15 protein-coding genes are annotated in these 14407 nt (G+C 68.1%); 10 read left to right on the forward strand and 5 right to left on the reverse strand.

Annotated features, from left to right (window positions below; translation table 11 throughout):
- Positions 1-15: 15 nt before the first annotated feature.
- Genes purF through BP05_RS13975 form a run of 3 tightly spaced genes read left to right on the forward strand, consistent with a single transcriptional unit; the run spans position 16 to position 2868 of the window.
- A complete protein-coding gene (gene purF, locus BP05_RS13965) occupies positions 16-1485 on the forward strand; it encodes an amidophosphoribosyltransferase (RefSeq protein ID WP_496364500.1) in 1470 nt (489 codons plus the stop codon).
- Positions 1486-1501: 16 nt separating this feature from the next.
- Positions 1502-2329: a ferritin-like domain-containing protein gene (locus tag BP05_RS13970; protein WP_496364502.1), complete on the forward strand. Its 828-nt coding sequence runs from the start codon at positions 1502-1504 to the stop codon at positions 2327-2329.
- A 44-nt stretch (positions 2330-2373) separates the two neighbouring features.
- Positions 2374-2868 carry a COG3650 family protein gene (locus BP05_RS13975; protein ID WP_496364504.1) on the forward strand — a complete coding sequence of 165 codons (495 nt, stop codon included), beginning with the start codon at positions 2374-2376 and terminating at the stop codon, positions 2866-2868.
- Positions 2869-3133: 265 nt separating this feature from the next.
- Here the strand turns inward: BP05_RS13975 and lpxH are convergent, their stop codons facing one another.
- Positions 3134-3865, reverse strand: coding sequence for a UDP-2,3-diacylglucosamine diphosphatase (gene lpxH, locus BP05_RS13980; RefSeq protein ID WP_496364506.1), 732 nt, complete (start codon positions 3863-3865; stop codon positions 3134-3136).
- 169 nt (positions 3866-4034) lie between these two features.
- On the opposite strand from lpxH, the gene gltX reads away from it, so the two are divergent.
- Both gltX and BP05_RS13990 read left to right on the forward strand, forming a co-directional pair.
- Positions 4035-5438 (forward strand): glutamate--tRNA ligase, encoded by a 1404-nt coding sequence (gltX, locus tag BP05_RS13985; protein WP_496364508.1) that lies wholly within the window; start codon positions 4035-4037, stop codon positions 5436-5438.
- 28 nt (positions 5439-5466) lie between these two features.
- Positions 5467-5964 (forward strand): transcriptional repressor, encoded by a 498-nt coding sequence (locus BP05_RS13990; protein WP_496364510.1) that lies wholly within the window; start codon positions 5467-5469, stop codon positions 5962-5964.
- A gap of 24 nt (positions 5965-5988) precedes the next feature.
- Here the strand turns inward: BP05_RS13990 and BP05_RS13995 are convergent, their stop codons facing one another.
- Both BP05_RS13995 and BP05_RS14000 read right to left on the reverse strand, forming a co-directional pair.
- Entirely contained in the window at positions 5989-7233 is a 1245-nt protein-coding gene (locus tag BP05_RS13995) for an MFS transporter (RefSeq protein ID WP_496364511.1), read from the reverse strand.
- Positions 7230-7676: a MarR family winged helix-turn-helix transcriptional regulator gene (locus tag BP05_RS14000; RefSeq protein ID WP_496364513.1), complete on the reverse strand. Its 447-nt coding sequence runs from the start codon at positions 7674-7676 to the stop codon at positions 7230-7232. Before BP05_RS14000 ends, BP05_RS13995 begins: the two co-directional genes overlap by 4 nt.
- Before the next feature lie 157 nt (positions 7677-7833).
- Here BP05_RS14000 and BP05_RS14005 point away from each other — a divergent pair, with 157 nt between their 5' ends.
- From BP05_RS14005 to BP05_RS14025, 5 genes are all read left to right on the forward strand, one after another.
- On the forward strand, positions 7834-9228 hold the full coding sequence (locus BP05_RS14005) for a hypothetical protein (protein ID WP_496364515.1): 1395 nt from the start codon (positions 7834-7836) through the stop codon (positions 9226-9228).
- A gap of 18 nt (positions 9229-9246) precedes the next feature.
- Positions 9247-10146, forward strand: coding sequence for a metal ABC transporter substrate-binding protein (locus tag BP05_RS14010; RefSeq protein ID WP_496364517.1), 900 nt, complete (start codon positions 9247-9249; stop codon positions 10144-10146).
- The gene (locus BP05_RS14015; RefSeq protein WP_496364519.1) at positions 10143-10955 is read left to right on the forward strand and encodes a metal ABC transporter permease; all 813 of its coding nucleotides are present in this window, start codon (positions 10143-10145) and stop codon (positions 10953-10955) included. The genes BP05_RS14010 and BP05_RS14015 overlap by 4 nt, the downstream gene beginning before the upstream one ends.
- Positions 10956-10991: 36 nt before the next feature.
- Positions 10992-11420: a MerC domain-containing protein gene (locus tag BP05_RS14020; protein ID WP_496364521.1), complete on the forward strand. Its 429-nt coding sequence runs from the start codon at positions 10992-10994 to the stop codon at positions 11418-11420.
- Between the two features lie 235 nt (positions 11421-11655).
- Positions 11656-11844: a 30S ribosomal protein THX gene (locus BP05_RS14025; protein WP_496364523.1), complete on the forward strand. Its 189-nt coding sequence runs from the start codon at positions 11656-11658 to the stop codon at positions 11842-11844.
- Between the two features lie 64 nt (positions 11845-11908).
- Here BP05_RS14025 and BP05_RS14030 read toward each other — a convergent pair whose 3' ends face one another.
- Both BP05_RS14030 and hutI read right to left on the reverse strand, forming a co-directional pair.
- Positions 11909-13087, reverse strand: a complete 1179-nt coding sequence (locus BP05_RS14030; protein ID WP_496364525.1) for a dipeptidase — start codon at positions 13085-13087, stop codon at positions 11909-11911.
- A gap of 43 nt (positions 13088-13130) precedes the next feature.
- Complete coding sequence (gene hutI / locus BP05_RS14035) at positions 13131-14348, reverse strand: imidazolonepropionase (RefSeq protein WP_496364527.1); 1218 nt, start codon at positions 14346-14348, stop codon at positions 13131-13133.
- Positions 14349-14407 lie beyond the last annotated feature (59 nt).

The following is a 14407-nucleotide window of genomic DNA, read 5'->3' on the forward strand; positions in this document are numbered from 1 at the left end:
CGAAGGTTCACGGCTATGTGCGGCATTCTTGGAATCGTCGGCAACACGGATGTCGCCGCCCAGCTCTATGACGGCCTGACGGTGTTGCAGCACCGTGGCCAGGATGCGGCGGGCATCGCCACCGCCGATGGCGGCAAGCTGCGCGTGCACAAGGGCAATGGCCTGGTCAGCGACGTGTTCGACGAGAACTCGATGCAGTTGCTGCAGGGCCGGTTCGGAATCGCCCATTGCCGCTACCCGACCGCGGGTTCGGAAGGCTCCGATGAAGCGCAGCCGTTCTACGTGAATTCGCCCTACGGCATCGCGCTGGCGCACAACGGCAACCTGATCAACACCGACAAGCTGCGCCGCGAGGTGTTCGAGCAGGACCTGCGCAACGTCAACACCGAATCCGACTCGGAGGTGCTGCTCAATGTGTTCGCGCACGAGCTGAGCCTGCAGAAGGCGCTGACGCCGGAGGCCGTGTTCAAGGCTATCGAAGGCGTCAACCGCCGCTGCGTCGGTGGCTATGCGGTCGTCATCACGGTGCTGGGCCTGGGCCTGGTCGCGTTCCGCGATCCGCACGGCATCCGTCCGCTGGTGCTGGGCAAGCGCACCAAGAACGGTTCCGACGAATACGCCGTAGCGTCCGAATCCGTCGCGCTCGACCTGCTCGGTTTCGAACGCGTGCGCGACGTCGCCCCGGGCGAATGCATCGTCGTCACCGCACGCGGCGAGCTGTTCACGCAGCAGACCGCGGAGCCGCAGGAACACACACCCTGCATTTTCGAATACGTGTACTTCGCGCGCCCCGACTCGATGATGGACAACATCTCGGTGCACAAGGCGCGCATGCGCATGGGCCAGAAGCTCGGCGAGAAGATCCTGCGCCTGATGCCCGACCACGACATCGACACGGTGATCCCGATCCCGGATACCTCGCGCGACGCCGCGCTGGAGATCGCCAACGTGCTCGGCGTGAAATACCGCGAAGGGTTCATCAAGAACCGCTACGTCGGCCGCACGTTCATCATGCCGGGGCAGGGCCAGCGCACGAAGTCGGTGCGCCGCAAGCTCAACCCGATCCCGCTGGAATTCCGCAACCGTGTGGTGCTGCTGGTCGACGATTCGATCGTGCGCGGCACCACCTCGCAGCAGATCGTGCAGATGGCCCGCGACGCCGGCGCGCGCAAGGTCTACCTGGCTTCCGCCGCGCCGCCGGTGCGTTTCCCGAACATCTATGGCATCGACATGCCCTCGGCCGAGGAACTCGTCGCCCACGGCCGCAGCGAGGAGGACGTGCAGAAGCTGCTCGGCTGCGACTGGCTGATCTACCAGGACCTCGCCGATCTCGAGGAAGCGGTGTCGGGCCCGAAGCACCGCATGGAGCACTTCGATTCGTCGTGCTTCAACGGCCACTACGTCACCGGCATCGAGGAAGGCTACTTCGAGCGCATCAAGCAGCTGCGTTCCGACGAGGCCAAGAAGACCCGCCGCGCGTCCTGACGCGGCGCAGCCGGGCATGACGTCGCTGTTCGACGCCGCGCGCGGGTGCCTCGACGCGGGTGCGCCCGAGGACAAGCTTGCGCGCACGTTCGCTGCCGTCGCGGCGTTCCATCGCGGCGAACTCGCCATCCCCGAGCATGCCCCGGCGCCGGAGCCGATCCGCATGCCGGGGCGTCCGCCGCGGCCGAAGCTCGTGCACCCGCGCGAGCTGCCCCGGCGCGGTTTCGGCAGCAAGGAGGGGCTGGCCGCCTTCATCCACGCCGTCGCGCACATCGAGTTCAACGCGATCGACCTGGCCTGGGATGCGGCCTATCGCTTCCGCGGCCTTCCGGCGCAGTTCTACGCCGACTGGATCGGCGTCGCCCACGACGAGGCACGCCACTTCGCCATGCTGCGCGAGCGGTTGCAGCAGCTGGGCTACGACTACGGCGATTTCGACGCGCACAACGGCCTGTGGGAAATGGCCGAGAAGACCGCGCACGACGGGCTCGCACGCATGGCGCTGGTGCCGCGGGTGCTGGAAGCGCGCGGCCTGGATGTCACGCCCGGCATGATCGTGAAGCTGCGTTCGCTCGGCGACGTCACGACCGCCGACATCCTCAAGGTGATCCTGCGCGAGGAAGTCGCGCACGTTGCCGCGGGCTCGCGCTGGTACCGCTGGTACTGCGGGCGCGCCGGGGTCGAGCCGCGATCGCGCTTCCGCGAGTTGCTGCGCGAATACGCCGGCGGCGTGCTGCACGGGCCGTTCAACACCGCGGCACGGCTGGAAGCGGGCTTCGACGCGGACGAATTGCAGAGCCTGCAGGCCGAGGCCGCCGCGGCCGCGGGCGTCACCGCTCGCTAACATGCGCGCCGTTAGCGTGCGCGCGTCCCGAAGGAGCCTGATCAATGCGTATCGATCATTCGTTCGCCATCCTGGTCGCTGTGCTGTTGCTGTCGGCGTGCCCGCGCCACACGCAGTCACCCGCGCCCGCAAGCGAAGCGGCCACTGCGAAGGAGGTTCCCGGCATGAGTGATTCCACGCCGCCGCAAGGCCAACCGTTGCCGCAGGCCCCAAAGGGCAAGCGGGCCCCAGGTCAGGAGCACGAGCCGGTGTTGGCGTTCCGCGGCTTCGGCACGGAGCCGTTCTGGGGCGCGCGCGTGGACGGCGACACGCTGGTGTTCACCACGCCCGAGAACCAGCAAGGAACTGTCATGCATGGGCGCCGCGTGCCGTCGCTGGTCGGCTTCGTCTTCATCGGCAAGGACGGCGACCGCGACTTCCACCTAGGCCTGACTCCCGGCGAATGCAGCGACGGCATGTCCGACAACCGCTACGAGTACGTGGCGACCTTCATCTACGGCGCCACCACGTACAAGGGTTGTGGCGAAGCGGCGAAATAGCGCTACTGCGTCTCGAGCGCAGCGCGGTTCTTCGATACGCGCAGGACGGAGCCCTGGTCGTACCGCGTCGCCTGCACACTTGCCGTTCGACCGGCTTGCGCCGCGGCGCGCGAGGAGATGCGACCGCCGCGCTAGAGCGCCGAAAGCGTCGCGACGTGCTTGGAAACGCGCAGCACCGAGCCTTGGTCGTACCGCGCCGCCCGCACACTTGCCGTTCGACAGGCTTGACCGCGCCGCGGCGCGCGAAGAATTGCGCCGTGCTGCGCTACAGCGAAGAAAGTGTCGCAGCGTCCTTGGAAACGCGCAGCACCGAACCCTGGTCGTACCAGTCCCCCAGCACGATGCGCTGGTGCTTCCGTCCGTCGACATTCAGCTCATGGATCGCCGGCCGGTGCGTGTGGCCGTGGATCAAACGCGCGATCCCGAAGCGCGCCAGCGTTGCAGCCACGGTTTCCGGCGCGACGTCGGTGATGGTTTCCATGGCGCCCTTGTCCTGCAGGCCCGCCTGGTGCGCCTTGCTCGCCGCGCGCGCCTGCTGTGCGAAGGCGAGGCGCCCCGCCAGCGGCTGCGCCAGGAACTGCTGCTGCCACGCCGGATTGCGCACCTGCGCGCGGAACTGCTGGTAGGCGAGATCGTCGGTGCACAGGGTGTCGCCGTGCATGAGCAGGGTCGGTTCGCCGTACAGCACCACCACGGCGGGATCGGGCAGGATCGCCATGCCGGCGCGGCGGGCGTAGGCGTCGCCCAGCAGGAAATCGCGGTTGCCGCGGATGAAGTGCACCGGCAGGCCGCCCTCGGCGAGCGCGCGCAGCTCGCGCGCCACGAAATCGCCGGTTTCCGACGGATCATCGTCGCCCACCCAGGCCTCGAACAGGTCACCGAGGATGTACAGCGCATCGGCGCCACGGGCTTCTTCACGCAGGAAACGGCCGAACAGCTCGGTGACCTGCGGACGCTCGGCATCGAGGTGCAGGTCGGAAATGAAAAGGGTGGTCATGCGGGCATTTTAGGGCGGGACGCCGTTCCGCCAAACCTGCCGCCGTTGCCCACATCGTCGGCCGGCCGCGCGGCACCTGGCTGTCGCGGCGGTTATTTGCCGGTCTGCGGGGCCGGCGCCATCCCGGCTCCGCTAAAATTGCCCTCTTTCCGCCGTTCCCGAGCTGCAGATGACCCGCACCCGCTTCGCCCCCAGTCCCACCGGCTACCTGCACATCGGCGGCGCGCGCACCGCGCTGTACTGCTGGCTGGAGGCGCGCCGCCACGGCGGGCAGTTCATCCTGCGCATCGAGGACACCGACCGCGAGCGCAGCACGCAGGCCGCGATCGACGCGATCCTCGATGCCATGCAGTGGCTGGGCCTGGACTACGACGAGGGGCCGATCTACCAGACCCACCGCCTCGACCGTTATCGCGAAGTCGCCGGGCAGCTGGTTGCGTCCGGCCACGCCTACTATGCGTACGAGACCAAGGAAGAACTGGAAGCCATGCGCGAAGCGGCGATGGCCAAGAACGAGAAGCCGCGCTACAACGGCGCGTACCGCGAGCAGAATGCGGGGCATCGCGACGATCCCAATCGCGTCATCCGCTTCAAGAACCCGCTTGATGGCGTGGTTGCGTGGGAGGACAAGGTCAAGGGCCGCATCGAGATCAGCAACACCGAGCTCGACGACCTGGTGATCTTCCGTTCCGACGGCTATCCGACCTACAACTTCGCCGTCGTGGTCGACGACATCGACATGGCGATCACCGACGTGGTGCGCGGCGACGACCATGTCAACAACACGCCGCGCCAGATCAACATCTACCAGGCGCTTGGCAAGCCGGTGCCGCACTTCGCGCACCTGCCGATGATCCTCGACGAGCATGGCGCCAAGCTGTCCAAGCGCACCGGCGCCGCCGACGTGATGCAGTACCGCGAGATGGGCTACCTGCCGCATGCGCTGCTGAACTACCTGGTGCGGCTGGGCTGGTCGCACGGCGACCAGGAGATCTTCTCGATCGCGGAGATGACGTCGCTGTTCGACCTGAAGGACGTGAACGCGAAGGCGTCGCGCCTGGATCCGGCCAAGCTCGGCTGGCTCAACCAGCAGTATCTGAAGAGCGATGATCCGAACGCGGTCGCCACGCATCTGGAGTGGCACCTGCGCAACAACGGCTACGACTTGGCGAACGGCCCGAAGCCCGCCGACATCGTGGTCGCCCTGCGCGATCGCGTGCAGACACTGAAGGACATGGCCGAGCGCGCCGCGGTGTGGTTCCAGCCGCTGACGCATTACGACGATGCCGCCGTGGCCAAGCACCTGACCGCCGCCGCGCAGGCGCCGCTGGCCGATGCGCGCGAGCGACTGGCGAAGCTGGCGTCGTGGACCGCGGAATCGGTGGCCGCTGCGCTGCACGAGACCGCCGAAGCGCTCGGCATCGGCATGGGCAAGGTCGCCCAGCCCATGCGCGTGGCCATCACCGGCAGCCAGGTGAGCCCGGACATCTCGCACACCGTGTACCTGGCGGGGCAGGGCGAGTCGGTGAAACGCATCGATGCGGCCCTTGCAAAGCTGCCGGTCGGGGCCTAAATCAGGATCTGAGCCTCCCGGAACCGCGATGGACCATTCGCACGCCTGCACCGATCCCAAGCACCACGTCCACGATGGCGATGCCTTCGTGCGCGAGGTCGAGCGCGCGTGCGAGGAACGCGGCTTGCGGCTCACCCCGATCCGCGCCAACGCGTTGCGCCTGATCGCGGATGCAGGCCGTCCGATCAAGGCCTACGACCTGCTCGACCAGATGAAGGCCACGCACGATGCCGCGGCGCCGCCGACGGTGTATCGCGCGCTCGATTTCCTGCTCGAGCACGGCTTCATCCACAAGCTTGCCTCGATCAATGCCTTCGTCGGCTGCCATCATCCCGGCGGCGAGTCGCACGCGGTCCCGTTCCTGATCTGCGATAACTGCCAGTCCGCGACCGAACTGGAAGACGCGGCCATCGTCGACTCGCTCGATGCCAGCGCGCGCGCGCTCGGTTTCATGCCGCAGGCGCAGACGCTGGAAGTGCATGGCCTGTGCGCGGACTGCGCGAAGCAGGACGCGACGGCGGCTTGAGCGGCGCCTGACTCGCGATTTGGATCAGGCGGTCGCCGGCTGCAACACCGGCTTCGCTTCGCGGATGGGCAGATTGGCCGCCGCGGCCAGCAGGGCGAGCACGATGTCGGCGTACCACATCCAGGTGTAGCCACCGAAGCGTTCGACCACGAGGCCGCCGACCCACGCGCCCAGGAAGCCGCCGATCTGGTGCGACAACAGGGTGAGCCCGAACAGCGTGCCGAGATAGCGCGGGCCGAACAGCTTGCCGACCAGGCCCGCGGTCGGCGGCACGGTGGCCAGCCAGGTCAATCCCAGGCCGGCGGCGAACAGGAAGAACGTCATCGGTGTCGGCGGCGACACCAGGTACACCGCGATCAGGGCGGCGCGGCTCGCGTACATCAGCGCCAGCAGGTGCTTCATCCGGTAGCGCTGACCCAGCCAGCCGATGCCGAGGCTGCCGCCGATGTTGAACAGCCCGATCAGGCCCAGGCTGATCGCGGAGACCTGCGGCGACAGGCCGCACATCGCGATTTCCGTCGGCAAGTGGGTGACGAGGAAGGCGATGTGCACGCCGCAGGTGAAGAACCCGATGTGCAGCATCCAGTAGCTGCGATCGCGCAGGGCGACGCCGATCTGTTCGCGCAGCGTCATCCCGGTTGGCGCCGCTGCCGCCACCACGGCTGCCGATGCCGAAGCCGCACGTCGCCGCAGCGGCCACGCCAGCGGGAGCGTCGACAGCGCCGCGATCGCCAATGCCCACATCGCCGCGGCCCAGCCGAACGCGCTGATCAGCGCCTGGGTGAAGGGCGCGAACAGGAACTGCCCGAGCGAACCACCGGCGTTGATCACGCCACCGGTCATCGAACGCTTCGTCGCCGGCACGTGTTGCGCCGTGGCGCCGATCAGCACCGAGAAACTTCCGGCGCCGGCACCGGCGGCGGTCAGCACGCCGAGCGTCAGCAGCAGGCCGAATTGCGAATCGAAGAACGGCACCAGCGCCGTACCCGCCACCAGCAGCAGGCCGCCGATGACCAGCACGCGTCCGGGCCCCTTCTGGTCGGCGACCGCGCCGAACACCGGCTGCACCGCGCCCCATACGAACTGGCCGATCGCCAGGGCGAAGCTGATCTGCGCGATGCCCAGCCCGGTCGCCTTGCCGATCGGACTGACGAACAGGCCCATCGACTGACGGATGCCCATCGTCACCATCAGCATCGCCGTGGCGGCGATCACCAGGGGCCAGTAGTGCCGGGTCGGCGTCGCGGTGCTTGCGGGTGCGGTCGTCATTCGGATCGGCTGCCTTCGAGCTGTTGCATGGCGTGATCGAGGTGGTCGTGCAGGACGCCGACGCCAGCGGTGCCCAGCAGCGCGTCAACCGCGTCTTGCGCGCGGCGCCACAGCGGTGCGGCAGTATCGAGCGCCGCCTTGCCCGCGGCAGTGACGCTGATGCAACGCTGGCGTGCATCGGTGGCGCCCTGGACGAGTTCGATCCAACCCGCTGCGACGAGTGGCTTGAGGTCGCGCGTCAGCGTGGTGCGATCCATCCCCAGCTCGCGCGCCAGCTCGCCGACGGGGCGTGGCTTGCGCTGGGCGCGACGCAGGATCGAGTACTGGTTGATGTTGAGGCCGGCGGGCGCGAGTTCGCGGTCGTAGCGCTGGCTCACCAGGCGCGAGAGCTTGCGCAGGCGGAAGCAGGTGCAGGGGCTGGAGGCGGGCGTCGGTCCGGGCATATGCGTGTATATACACCCATTTCTCGGGCCGGGCGAACTGAATGGCCGCGCGTCGGGATGCCCAAGCGCCTATTGACCGGATCTCGGGCATTGTTATGTTATTACATCCTGACAATTCGCCCGGCTTGGTCGGGCCTCCAACGAGCCCGTGCGCCCCATGCGGAAATCCCTGCTTGCCCTCGGTGTCCTCAGCGCCCTTGGCGCGTCCCCGGCCTTCGCCGACCCGGCCACCGACCGCCGCATCGAGGCGCTCGAAGCCCAGGTCAAGGTCCTGCAGGCCGAACTGCAGGCGTTGAAATCCCAGCCCTCCGCCGTGACGCCGCCCGCCGCGCCGGCCAGCAACGAGGAAGCCGAGATCGATGCGCTCGCGGCGACACCGGCCGACACGCCTGAAGCGCAGCCGCCGGCAACCACCGATGCGGGCGCCGATGCCACCGCGGCCGTCGCCGCCTCCGCTGGCACCGCCAGCGCCAGCGGCGCCAACGGCAACGCGTTCAATCCGGCGATCAGCATCATCCTCAACGGCAGCTACTCGCATCACTCGCTCGATCCGGAGCGCTATGCGCGCGCCGGCTTCCCGCTGGCCGGCGAGGGCGGTCCCAGCGCGAACGGTTTCTCGCTCGGCGAGAGCGAGCTTTCCTTCGCAGCCAACATCGACGACAAGTTCTACGGCCAGCTCACCGTCGCGATGGAAAGCGAGGACGGCGAGGATCACCTCGGCGTCGAAGAGGCCTACATCGACACCACGGCGCTGCCCGCGGGCTTCAACCTGCGCATGGGCCGCTTCTTCTCCAACATCGGCTATCTCAACAGCCACCACGCGCATACCGACAATTTCTTCGACCGCCCGCTCGCGTACCAGGCTTTCCTCGGCGGCCAGTACGGCGACGACGGCGTGCAGTTGCGCTGGGTCGCGCCGACCAGCCTGCTGTTCGAAGTCGGTGGCGAAGTGCTGCGCGGCCAGAACTATCCGAGCGGCGGCGCGCAGGGCGGTGGTCTCGGTACACGCACGCTGTTCGCGCATGTCGGCGGCGACGTCGGCGCCGAGAACGAGTGGCTCGCCGGCGTGTCGGTGCTGAAGACCAGGACCGCAGGCGGCGAGGACGGCTTCAATGGCGACGCCAAGGTCTACGTCGCCGACGCGACGTGGAAATGGGCGCCGCAGGGCAACTTCAAGGACGGCGGCGTCACCCTGCGCAGCGAGTACTTCCGCGACGACCGCAACGGCATCTTCATCGATCCCGCCGACGAGACCATCACCTCGGCGTGGGACGGGCAGCGCCGCGGCGGTTACGTCGAGGCGGTGTATCGCCTCAACCGGTTGTGGGACGTCGGTTACCGCTACGACAAGCTGTGGGCGGATGCGGGCGGGCCGTATGCCAGCGACTTCGATCCGTATCGCCACAGCGCCGAGCTGACCTGGCGCAACAGCGAATTCAGCCTGTTCCGCCTGCAGCTGAGCCACGACAAGCCCAACGCCGGCGACAGCGACAACGCCGTCACCGTCCAATATCAGACCAGCCTTGGCGCGCACGGCGCGCACAAGTTCTAAGTTCCGAGGAACGCATCCATGAAATTCTTCGCCATCCCCGCATTGCTGCTCGCCACGCTGGTGTCGACGCCCGCGCAGGCCAAGTTGAGGGTGTTCGCCTGCGAACCGGAATGGGGTTCGCTGGTGCAGGAACTGGCCGGCGACAAGGTCGACCTCGACGTCGGTACGTCCGCGTTGCAGGACGTGCACCAGATCGAGGCCAAGCCCAGCCTGATCGCCAAGGTACGCAGCGCCGACCTGCTGGTGTGCACCGGTGCCGAACTCGAAGTCGGCTGGCTGCCGCAGCTCATCCGCCAGTCCGGCAATTCGAAGATCGCCTCGGGCGCCGGCAACTTCATGGCGGCGATGCAGGTGAAGACGCTGGAGAAGCCGACCGCGCTCGACCGCGCCTACGGCGACGTGCATCCCGACGGCAATCCGCACGTGCAGATGGATCCGCGCCGCGTGCTGGTCATCGCCAAGGCGCTCGATGCGCGCCTGGCGCAGCTGGATCCGGCCAATGCGTCCAGCTACCAGCAGCGCCTCGACAATTTCAGCAAGCGCTGGCTCGCCGCGATGGCGAAGTGGAAGGCGCAGGCGGCACCGCTCAAGGGCCGCAATGTCGTCGTCCACCACATCAGCTGGGTCTATCTGTGGGACTGGCTGGGCATGAACCAGATCGGCGCGCTGGAACCCAAGCCGGGCGTGCCGCCGACCAGCGCGCACCTGGCGGGCCTGATCGCGACCACCAAGAACGGCCACACCCTGGCGATCGTGCGTGCGGCCTACCAGGACGGCAAGCCGTCTGAGTGGCTGTCCGGGCGTACCGGCGTGCCGGCGGTGTCGCTGCCCTTCACCGTGGGTGGCGACGCGCAGTCGAAGGATCTGTTCGGCCTGTTCGATTCCACCATCGCCAAGTTGCTGGGAGCGGCGAAGTGACACTCAACTGGGAAGGCCTCGATCTCAGCATTCTCGGCCCGGCCTGCGTCGCCGGACTCGTGGTGCTGTCCACGCACGTGCCGCTGGGCAAGCAGGTGCTGTCGCGCGGGATCATCTTCATCGACCTGGCGATCGCGCAGATCGCCGGGCTCGGCGTGATCCTCGCGCAGTACCTGGGCATCGACGAGCACGGCCTGGGCGTGCAGGTCGCCGCGGCCGCCGCCGCGCTGGCCGGTGCCGGCCTGCTGTCGTGGACGGACCGGCGCTGGCCGGAATACCAGGAGCCGCTGATCGGAACGCTGTTCGCGCTGGCGGCCACCGGCGGCCTGTTGCTGCTCGCGGACAACCCGCAAGGCGGCGAGCACCTGAAGGACCTGCTGGTGGGCCAGATCCTCTGGGTCAGCTATGCGCAGCTGATTCCGGCGGCCGTGTTGTCAGTGGCGCTGCTCGCCTTCATGTGGCTGCGTGGCGGCCGGCTTGCCGGGTTGCTGTTCTATGCCCTGTTTGCCTTGGCGATCACCGCCTCAGTGCAGCTGGTCGGTGTCTATCTGGTCTTCGCCAGCCTGATCGTGCCCGCGCTGGCGACGGCAGGAATGAAGGGTCGTGGTCGCCTCGTCGCGGCCTATGCCATTGGTGCGCTGGGGTACGTGCTTGGGCTTGGGCTCTCGGCGGTCCTGGACCTGCCCAGCGGCGCCCTGATCGTGTGGACCCTGGCCGGTTGTGCGCTGTTGGCCCAGGTCATCCCCGCCGTGCGCCGATCGCACCCTGCCCACGAGGTCGAGCGGGCCGTTTTCGACGCCGCGTCGTAGCGGGCGGCACACGTGCAACTGTTACAATATAACGCGATGAGCGATTTCGCCCCCAAACCCCGCCGCGCCGCCCGGTTCCATCTGGACCGGCTGGGAGCGGTCGGCTCGCTGTTGTGCGCGCTCCATTGCGCACTGCTGCCGCTCGTGATCGCGGTGCTGCCGTCGCTGGGCGTCGCCGCGTGGCTCGGGGACAACTTCGAACGCGGCTTCGTGCTGTTCGCCACGCTGCTGGGCCTGTTCAGCGTAATCTGGGGCTATCGCCGCCATGGCGCGGTGCGCGCGCTGGGCATGCTGCTGCCGGGGTTGGCGGTCTTGTGGGTTGGCGTCCTCTACGACCCGCTGCACCACGCCCTCGTGCCGCATGCCATCGCCATGACCTTTGGTGGCACCCTCGTGGGCATGGCGCACCTGGCCAACCTGCGCCTCAATCACGGGCACGTGCACGACGCGAGCTGCGCGCACTGACCGTGCTCCGCACGGTCAGTCCCAAAGTTTGCCGTGCAAACTTCGGGCCCCGCTATGCGCTTCCGATCCCCGCGGCTTCGCCGCGCCCCCTTACCAAGGGGGCTTTCCTCCAGGCGGTCGACCCGGGGCTCGAGGCCATCAGTCGCGTGCTAGACTTCGCGGTCTCGCGCGCGACGCGATTTCTCGTAACCCCCGCACCCGCAGTGCGGACTTAGACAGCTTCAGGAGCACGAACATGGGTAAGGGCGACCGCAAGACCGCCAAGGGCAAGCGCTACAACTCCAGCTACGGCAATGCCCGCAGTGCCAAGGCCGTGACCAAGGCCACCGGCACCGCCGCCGCGCCGGTTGCGAAGAAGGCCGCGACGAAGACCGTTTCCAAGGCCCCGGCCAAGAAGGCCGTGACCAAGAAGACCGCCGCCTGAGGCGATCTTCGCTGGACGAAAAAAGCCCCGCATCGCGGGGCTTTTTTATTGTCTGGATCCCGCCTTAGCGCCGGGCCGCGCGCTCCACGTCGCTCCAGACGCGCAGCAGGTTGCCGCCCAGGATCTTGCGGATGTCGGCGTCGCGGTAGCCACGTTGCTGCAATCCCGCCACCAGCTCGGGGTAATCGGCGACCGTGCGCAGTTCCGCGGCCAGCGCGCCGTTCACGCCGTCGAAGTCGGAACCGATGCCGACGTGGTCGACGCCCGCGAGCTGCACCACGCGGTCGATGTTGTCGAGCACCGCGTTGATCGAGGTCGGCTGCAGTTTCGGGAATTGCGGCTCCGTGCCGGCCACCGGCTTGCCGGCAGCGAGCGCCGCCAGCTTCGCCTTCCGGAACGCCTCGCGCTCGCGCAGGAAGGCCGAATAGGTTTTCGCGGCCTCCGCATCGATGAAGATGCTGCCGAACGGCACCTGCACCACGCCGCCCTTCGCCGCGATCGCCTTGACGTTCTCGTCGCTGATGTTGCGCTGGAAGCCGGGGGTGAAATGCCGCAGCGCCGAGTGGCTGGCGATCACCGGCACGCTGCTCGACTCGACCGCCTGCCGGATCGCGTCCTCGGACAGGTGCGAGACGTCGACCATGATGCCGAGGCGGTTCATCTCCCTCACCACATCGCGTCCAAACGGACTCAAGCCGTGCCAGCGCGGCGCGACGTCGGTCGCCGAATCGCTGATGCGGTTGTTGCGGCCGTGGGCGAGGGTGATGTAACGCACGCCGCGGTCGCGGAATGCCGCCAGTTGCGCGAGGTCGTCGCCGATCGGCGCGCCGTTCTCCATGCCGAGCGCGAGCAGCACCTTGCCGCCGCGCTGCACGCGCTTGAGATCCCGGGGCGAGCGCAGCAGCGCGAACCGGTCCGGATGGCGCTGCGCCAGCGCCTCGACTGCATCGATCTGCGTGTTGGCGGCCTGCCACGCCGTGCCGGCTTCGTCCTCGTCGGCGGACGTGTAGATCGACATGAAGGCGACATCCAGGCCGCCGTCCCGCGCCTTGGGGTAATCGAATTCGCGCGCAGCGGTGGGCAGACCTAGGTCGTACCAGTGGTCGAGCAATTCACTGGGCGCGTCGATGTGGGTATCCACGACGATGGCGTCCTGCGCGAGCCGCCGCGCGGCATCGGCTGCCTGAGCCTGGGCGACGCACAGCGCCAGCGAAACCACGAGTGCGGCAGCGATCGGTTTCATGCGTTCTCCAGTAAGCGTTGTCGTTGCCAGGGCAGCAGGGACATCAGACCGCGTGGCCGCCGGCGTACACCTGCCGTGCGAGGCTTCCACCCAGCCAGTAACCCAGCTCGGCGGGATGGCCCACGTCCCAGCGGACGAAGTCGGCACGCATGCCTGGGCGCAGCACGCCACGATCGTGCAAGCCGAGCGCGCGCGCCGCATGGGTAGTCGCACCCCGCAGCGCTTCCTCCGGCGTCAGGCGGAAGTGCGTGCAGGCCAGCTGCATCGCCTGACGCAGCGACAACAACGGCGACGTACCCGGGTTGCAGTCGGTCGCCACGGCAATGGGTACGCCGTGCTCGCGGAACGCCTGCAGCGGCGGCAGCTTCGTCTCCCGCAGCACGTGGAAGGCACCCGGCAGCAGCACCGCGACGGTGCCGTTCTTCGCCATCGCGCGCACGCCATCCAACGAGGTGTGCTCGACATGGTCGGCGGACAGCCCGTTGAATTCCGCTGCCAGCGCCGCGCCCCCCAGGTCGCTGAGCTGGTCCGCATGCAGCTTCACCGGCAATCCCAGTGCGCGCGCCGTGTCGAACACGCGCCGCGTCTGCGCCGGACTGAAACCGATCCCTTCGCAGAAGGCATCTACGGCGTCCACCAGGCCTTCGCCATGCAGGCGCGGCAGCCATTCGCACACGGCGGCGATGTAGTCGTCGGCGCGGTCCAGGAACTCCGGCGGCAGTGCGTGCGCGGCGAGATAGGTGGTGCGCACGCTGATCCCGAGGGTCTCGCCCAGGGCACGCGCAACGCGCAGCATCTTGCGTTCGTTGTCGAAGTCGAGTCCGTAGCCCGACTTGATCTCCAGCGTGGTCGCGCCGTCGGCGAGCAGGGCGCGGGCACGCGGCAGCGATTGTCGCAAGAGTTCGGCTTCGTCGGCTTCGCGCGTGGCGCGCACCGTGGACACGATGCCGCCGCCGGCGCGGGCGATTTCCTCGTAGCTGGCACCCTGCAGGCGCAACTCGAATTCGCGCGCGCGATCCCCGGCGAACACCAGGTGGGTGTGGCAGTCGACCAGCCCCGGCGTGATCCAGCCCTCGGTCTCGATCACCGTGCGCGCCAATGCATGCGGCTCGCCCGGTAGTTGCGCGCGAGGTCCCACGAAGGCCAGGACCCCATCACGCCACGCCAGTGCACCATCGCGGATCTCGCCGTAACCGCTGGCGTCATCGAGTGTCGCGAGGCTCGCGCCGAGGACGAGGCCGTCGAATGGAAGTGTGCTCATGGCCGGATTCTAGCCGTCCAGCCGCAGCGTCCGTGCGCGCGTCCGAGCCCGATGGGCGA

The sequence above is a fragment of the Lysobacter oryzae DSM 21044 genome (assembly GCF_059568595.1).

Excerpts from the sequence above, each read along its gene's own strand:
- purF (WP_496364500.1), top strand. The coding sequence starts at position 16 with ATGTGCGGCATTCTTGGAATCGTCGGCAACACGGATGTCGCCGCCCAG.
- BP05_RS13970 (WP_496364502.1), top strand. The coding sequence starts at position 1,502 with ATGACGTCGCTGTTCGACGCCGCGCGCGGGTGCCTCGACGCGGGTGCG.
- BP05_RS13975 (WP_496364504.1), top strand. The coding sequence starts at position 2,374 with ATGCGTATCGATCATTCGTTCGCCATCCTGGTCGCTGTGCTGTTGCTG.
- lpxH (WP_496364506.1), bottom strand. The coding sequence starts at position 3,865 with ATGACCACCCTTTTCATTTCCGACCTGCACCTCGATGCCGAGCGTCCG.
- gltX (WP_496364508.1), top strand. The coding sequence starts at position 4,035 with ATGACCCGCACCCGCTTCGCCCCCAGTCCCACCGGCTACCTGCACATC.
- BP05_RS13990 (WP_496364510.1), top strand. The coding sequence starts at position 5,467 with ATGGACCATTCGCACGCCTGCACCGATCCCAAGCACCACGTCCACGAT.
- BP05_RS13995 (WP_496364511.1), bottom strand. The coding sequence starts at position 7,233 with ATGACGACCGCACCCGCAAGCACCGCGACGCCGACCCGGCACTACTGG.
- BP05_RS14000 (WP_496364513.1), bottom strand. The coding sequence starts at position 7,676 with ATGCCCGGACCGACGCCCGCCTCCAGCCCCTGCACCTGCTTCCGCCTG.
- BP05_RS14005 (WP_496364515.1), top strand. The coding sequence starts at position 7,834 with ATGCGGAAATCCCTGCTTGCCCTCGGTGTCCTCAGCGCCCTTGGCGCG.
- BP05_RS14010 (WP_496364517.1), top strand. The coding sequence starts at position 9,247 with ATGAAATTCTTCGCCATCCCCGCATTGCTGCTCGCCACGCTGGTGTCG.
- BP05_RS14020 (WP_496364521.1), top strand. The coding sequence starts at position 10,992 with ATGAGCGATTTCGCCCCCAAACCCCGCCGCGCCGCCCGGTTCCATCTG.
- BP05_RS14025 (WP_496364523.1), top strand. The coding sequence starts at position 11,656 with ATGGGTAAGGGCGACCGCAAGACCGCCAAGGGCAAGCGCTACAACTCC.
- BP05_RS14030 (WP_496364525.1), bottom strand. The coding sequence starts at position 13,087 with ATGAAACCGATCGCTGCCGCACTCGTGGTTTCGCTGGCGCTGTGCGTC.
- hutI (WP_496364527.1), bottom strand. The coding sequence starts at position 14,348 with ATGAGCACACTTCCATTCGACGGCCTCGTCCTCGGCGCGAGCCTCGCG.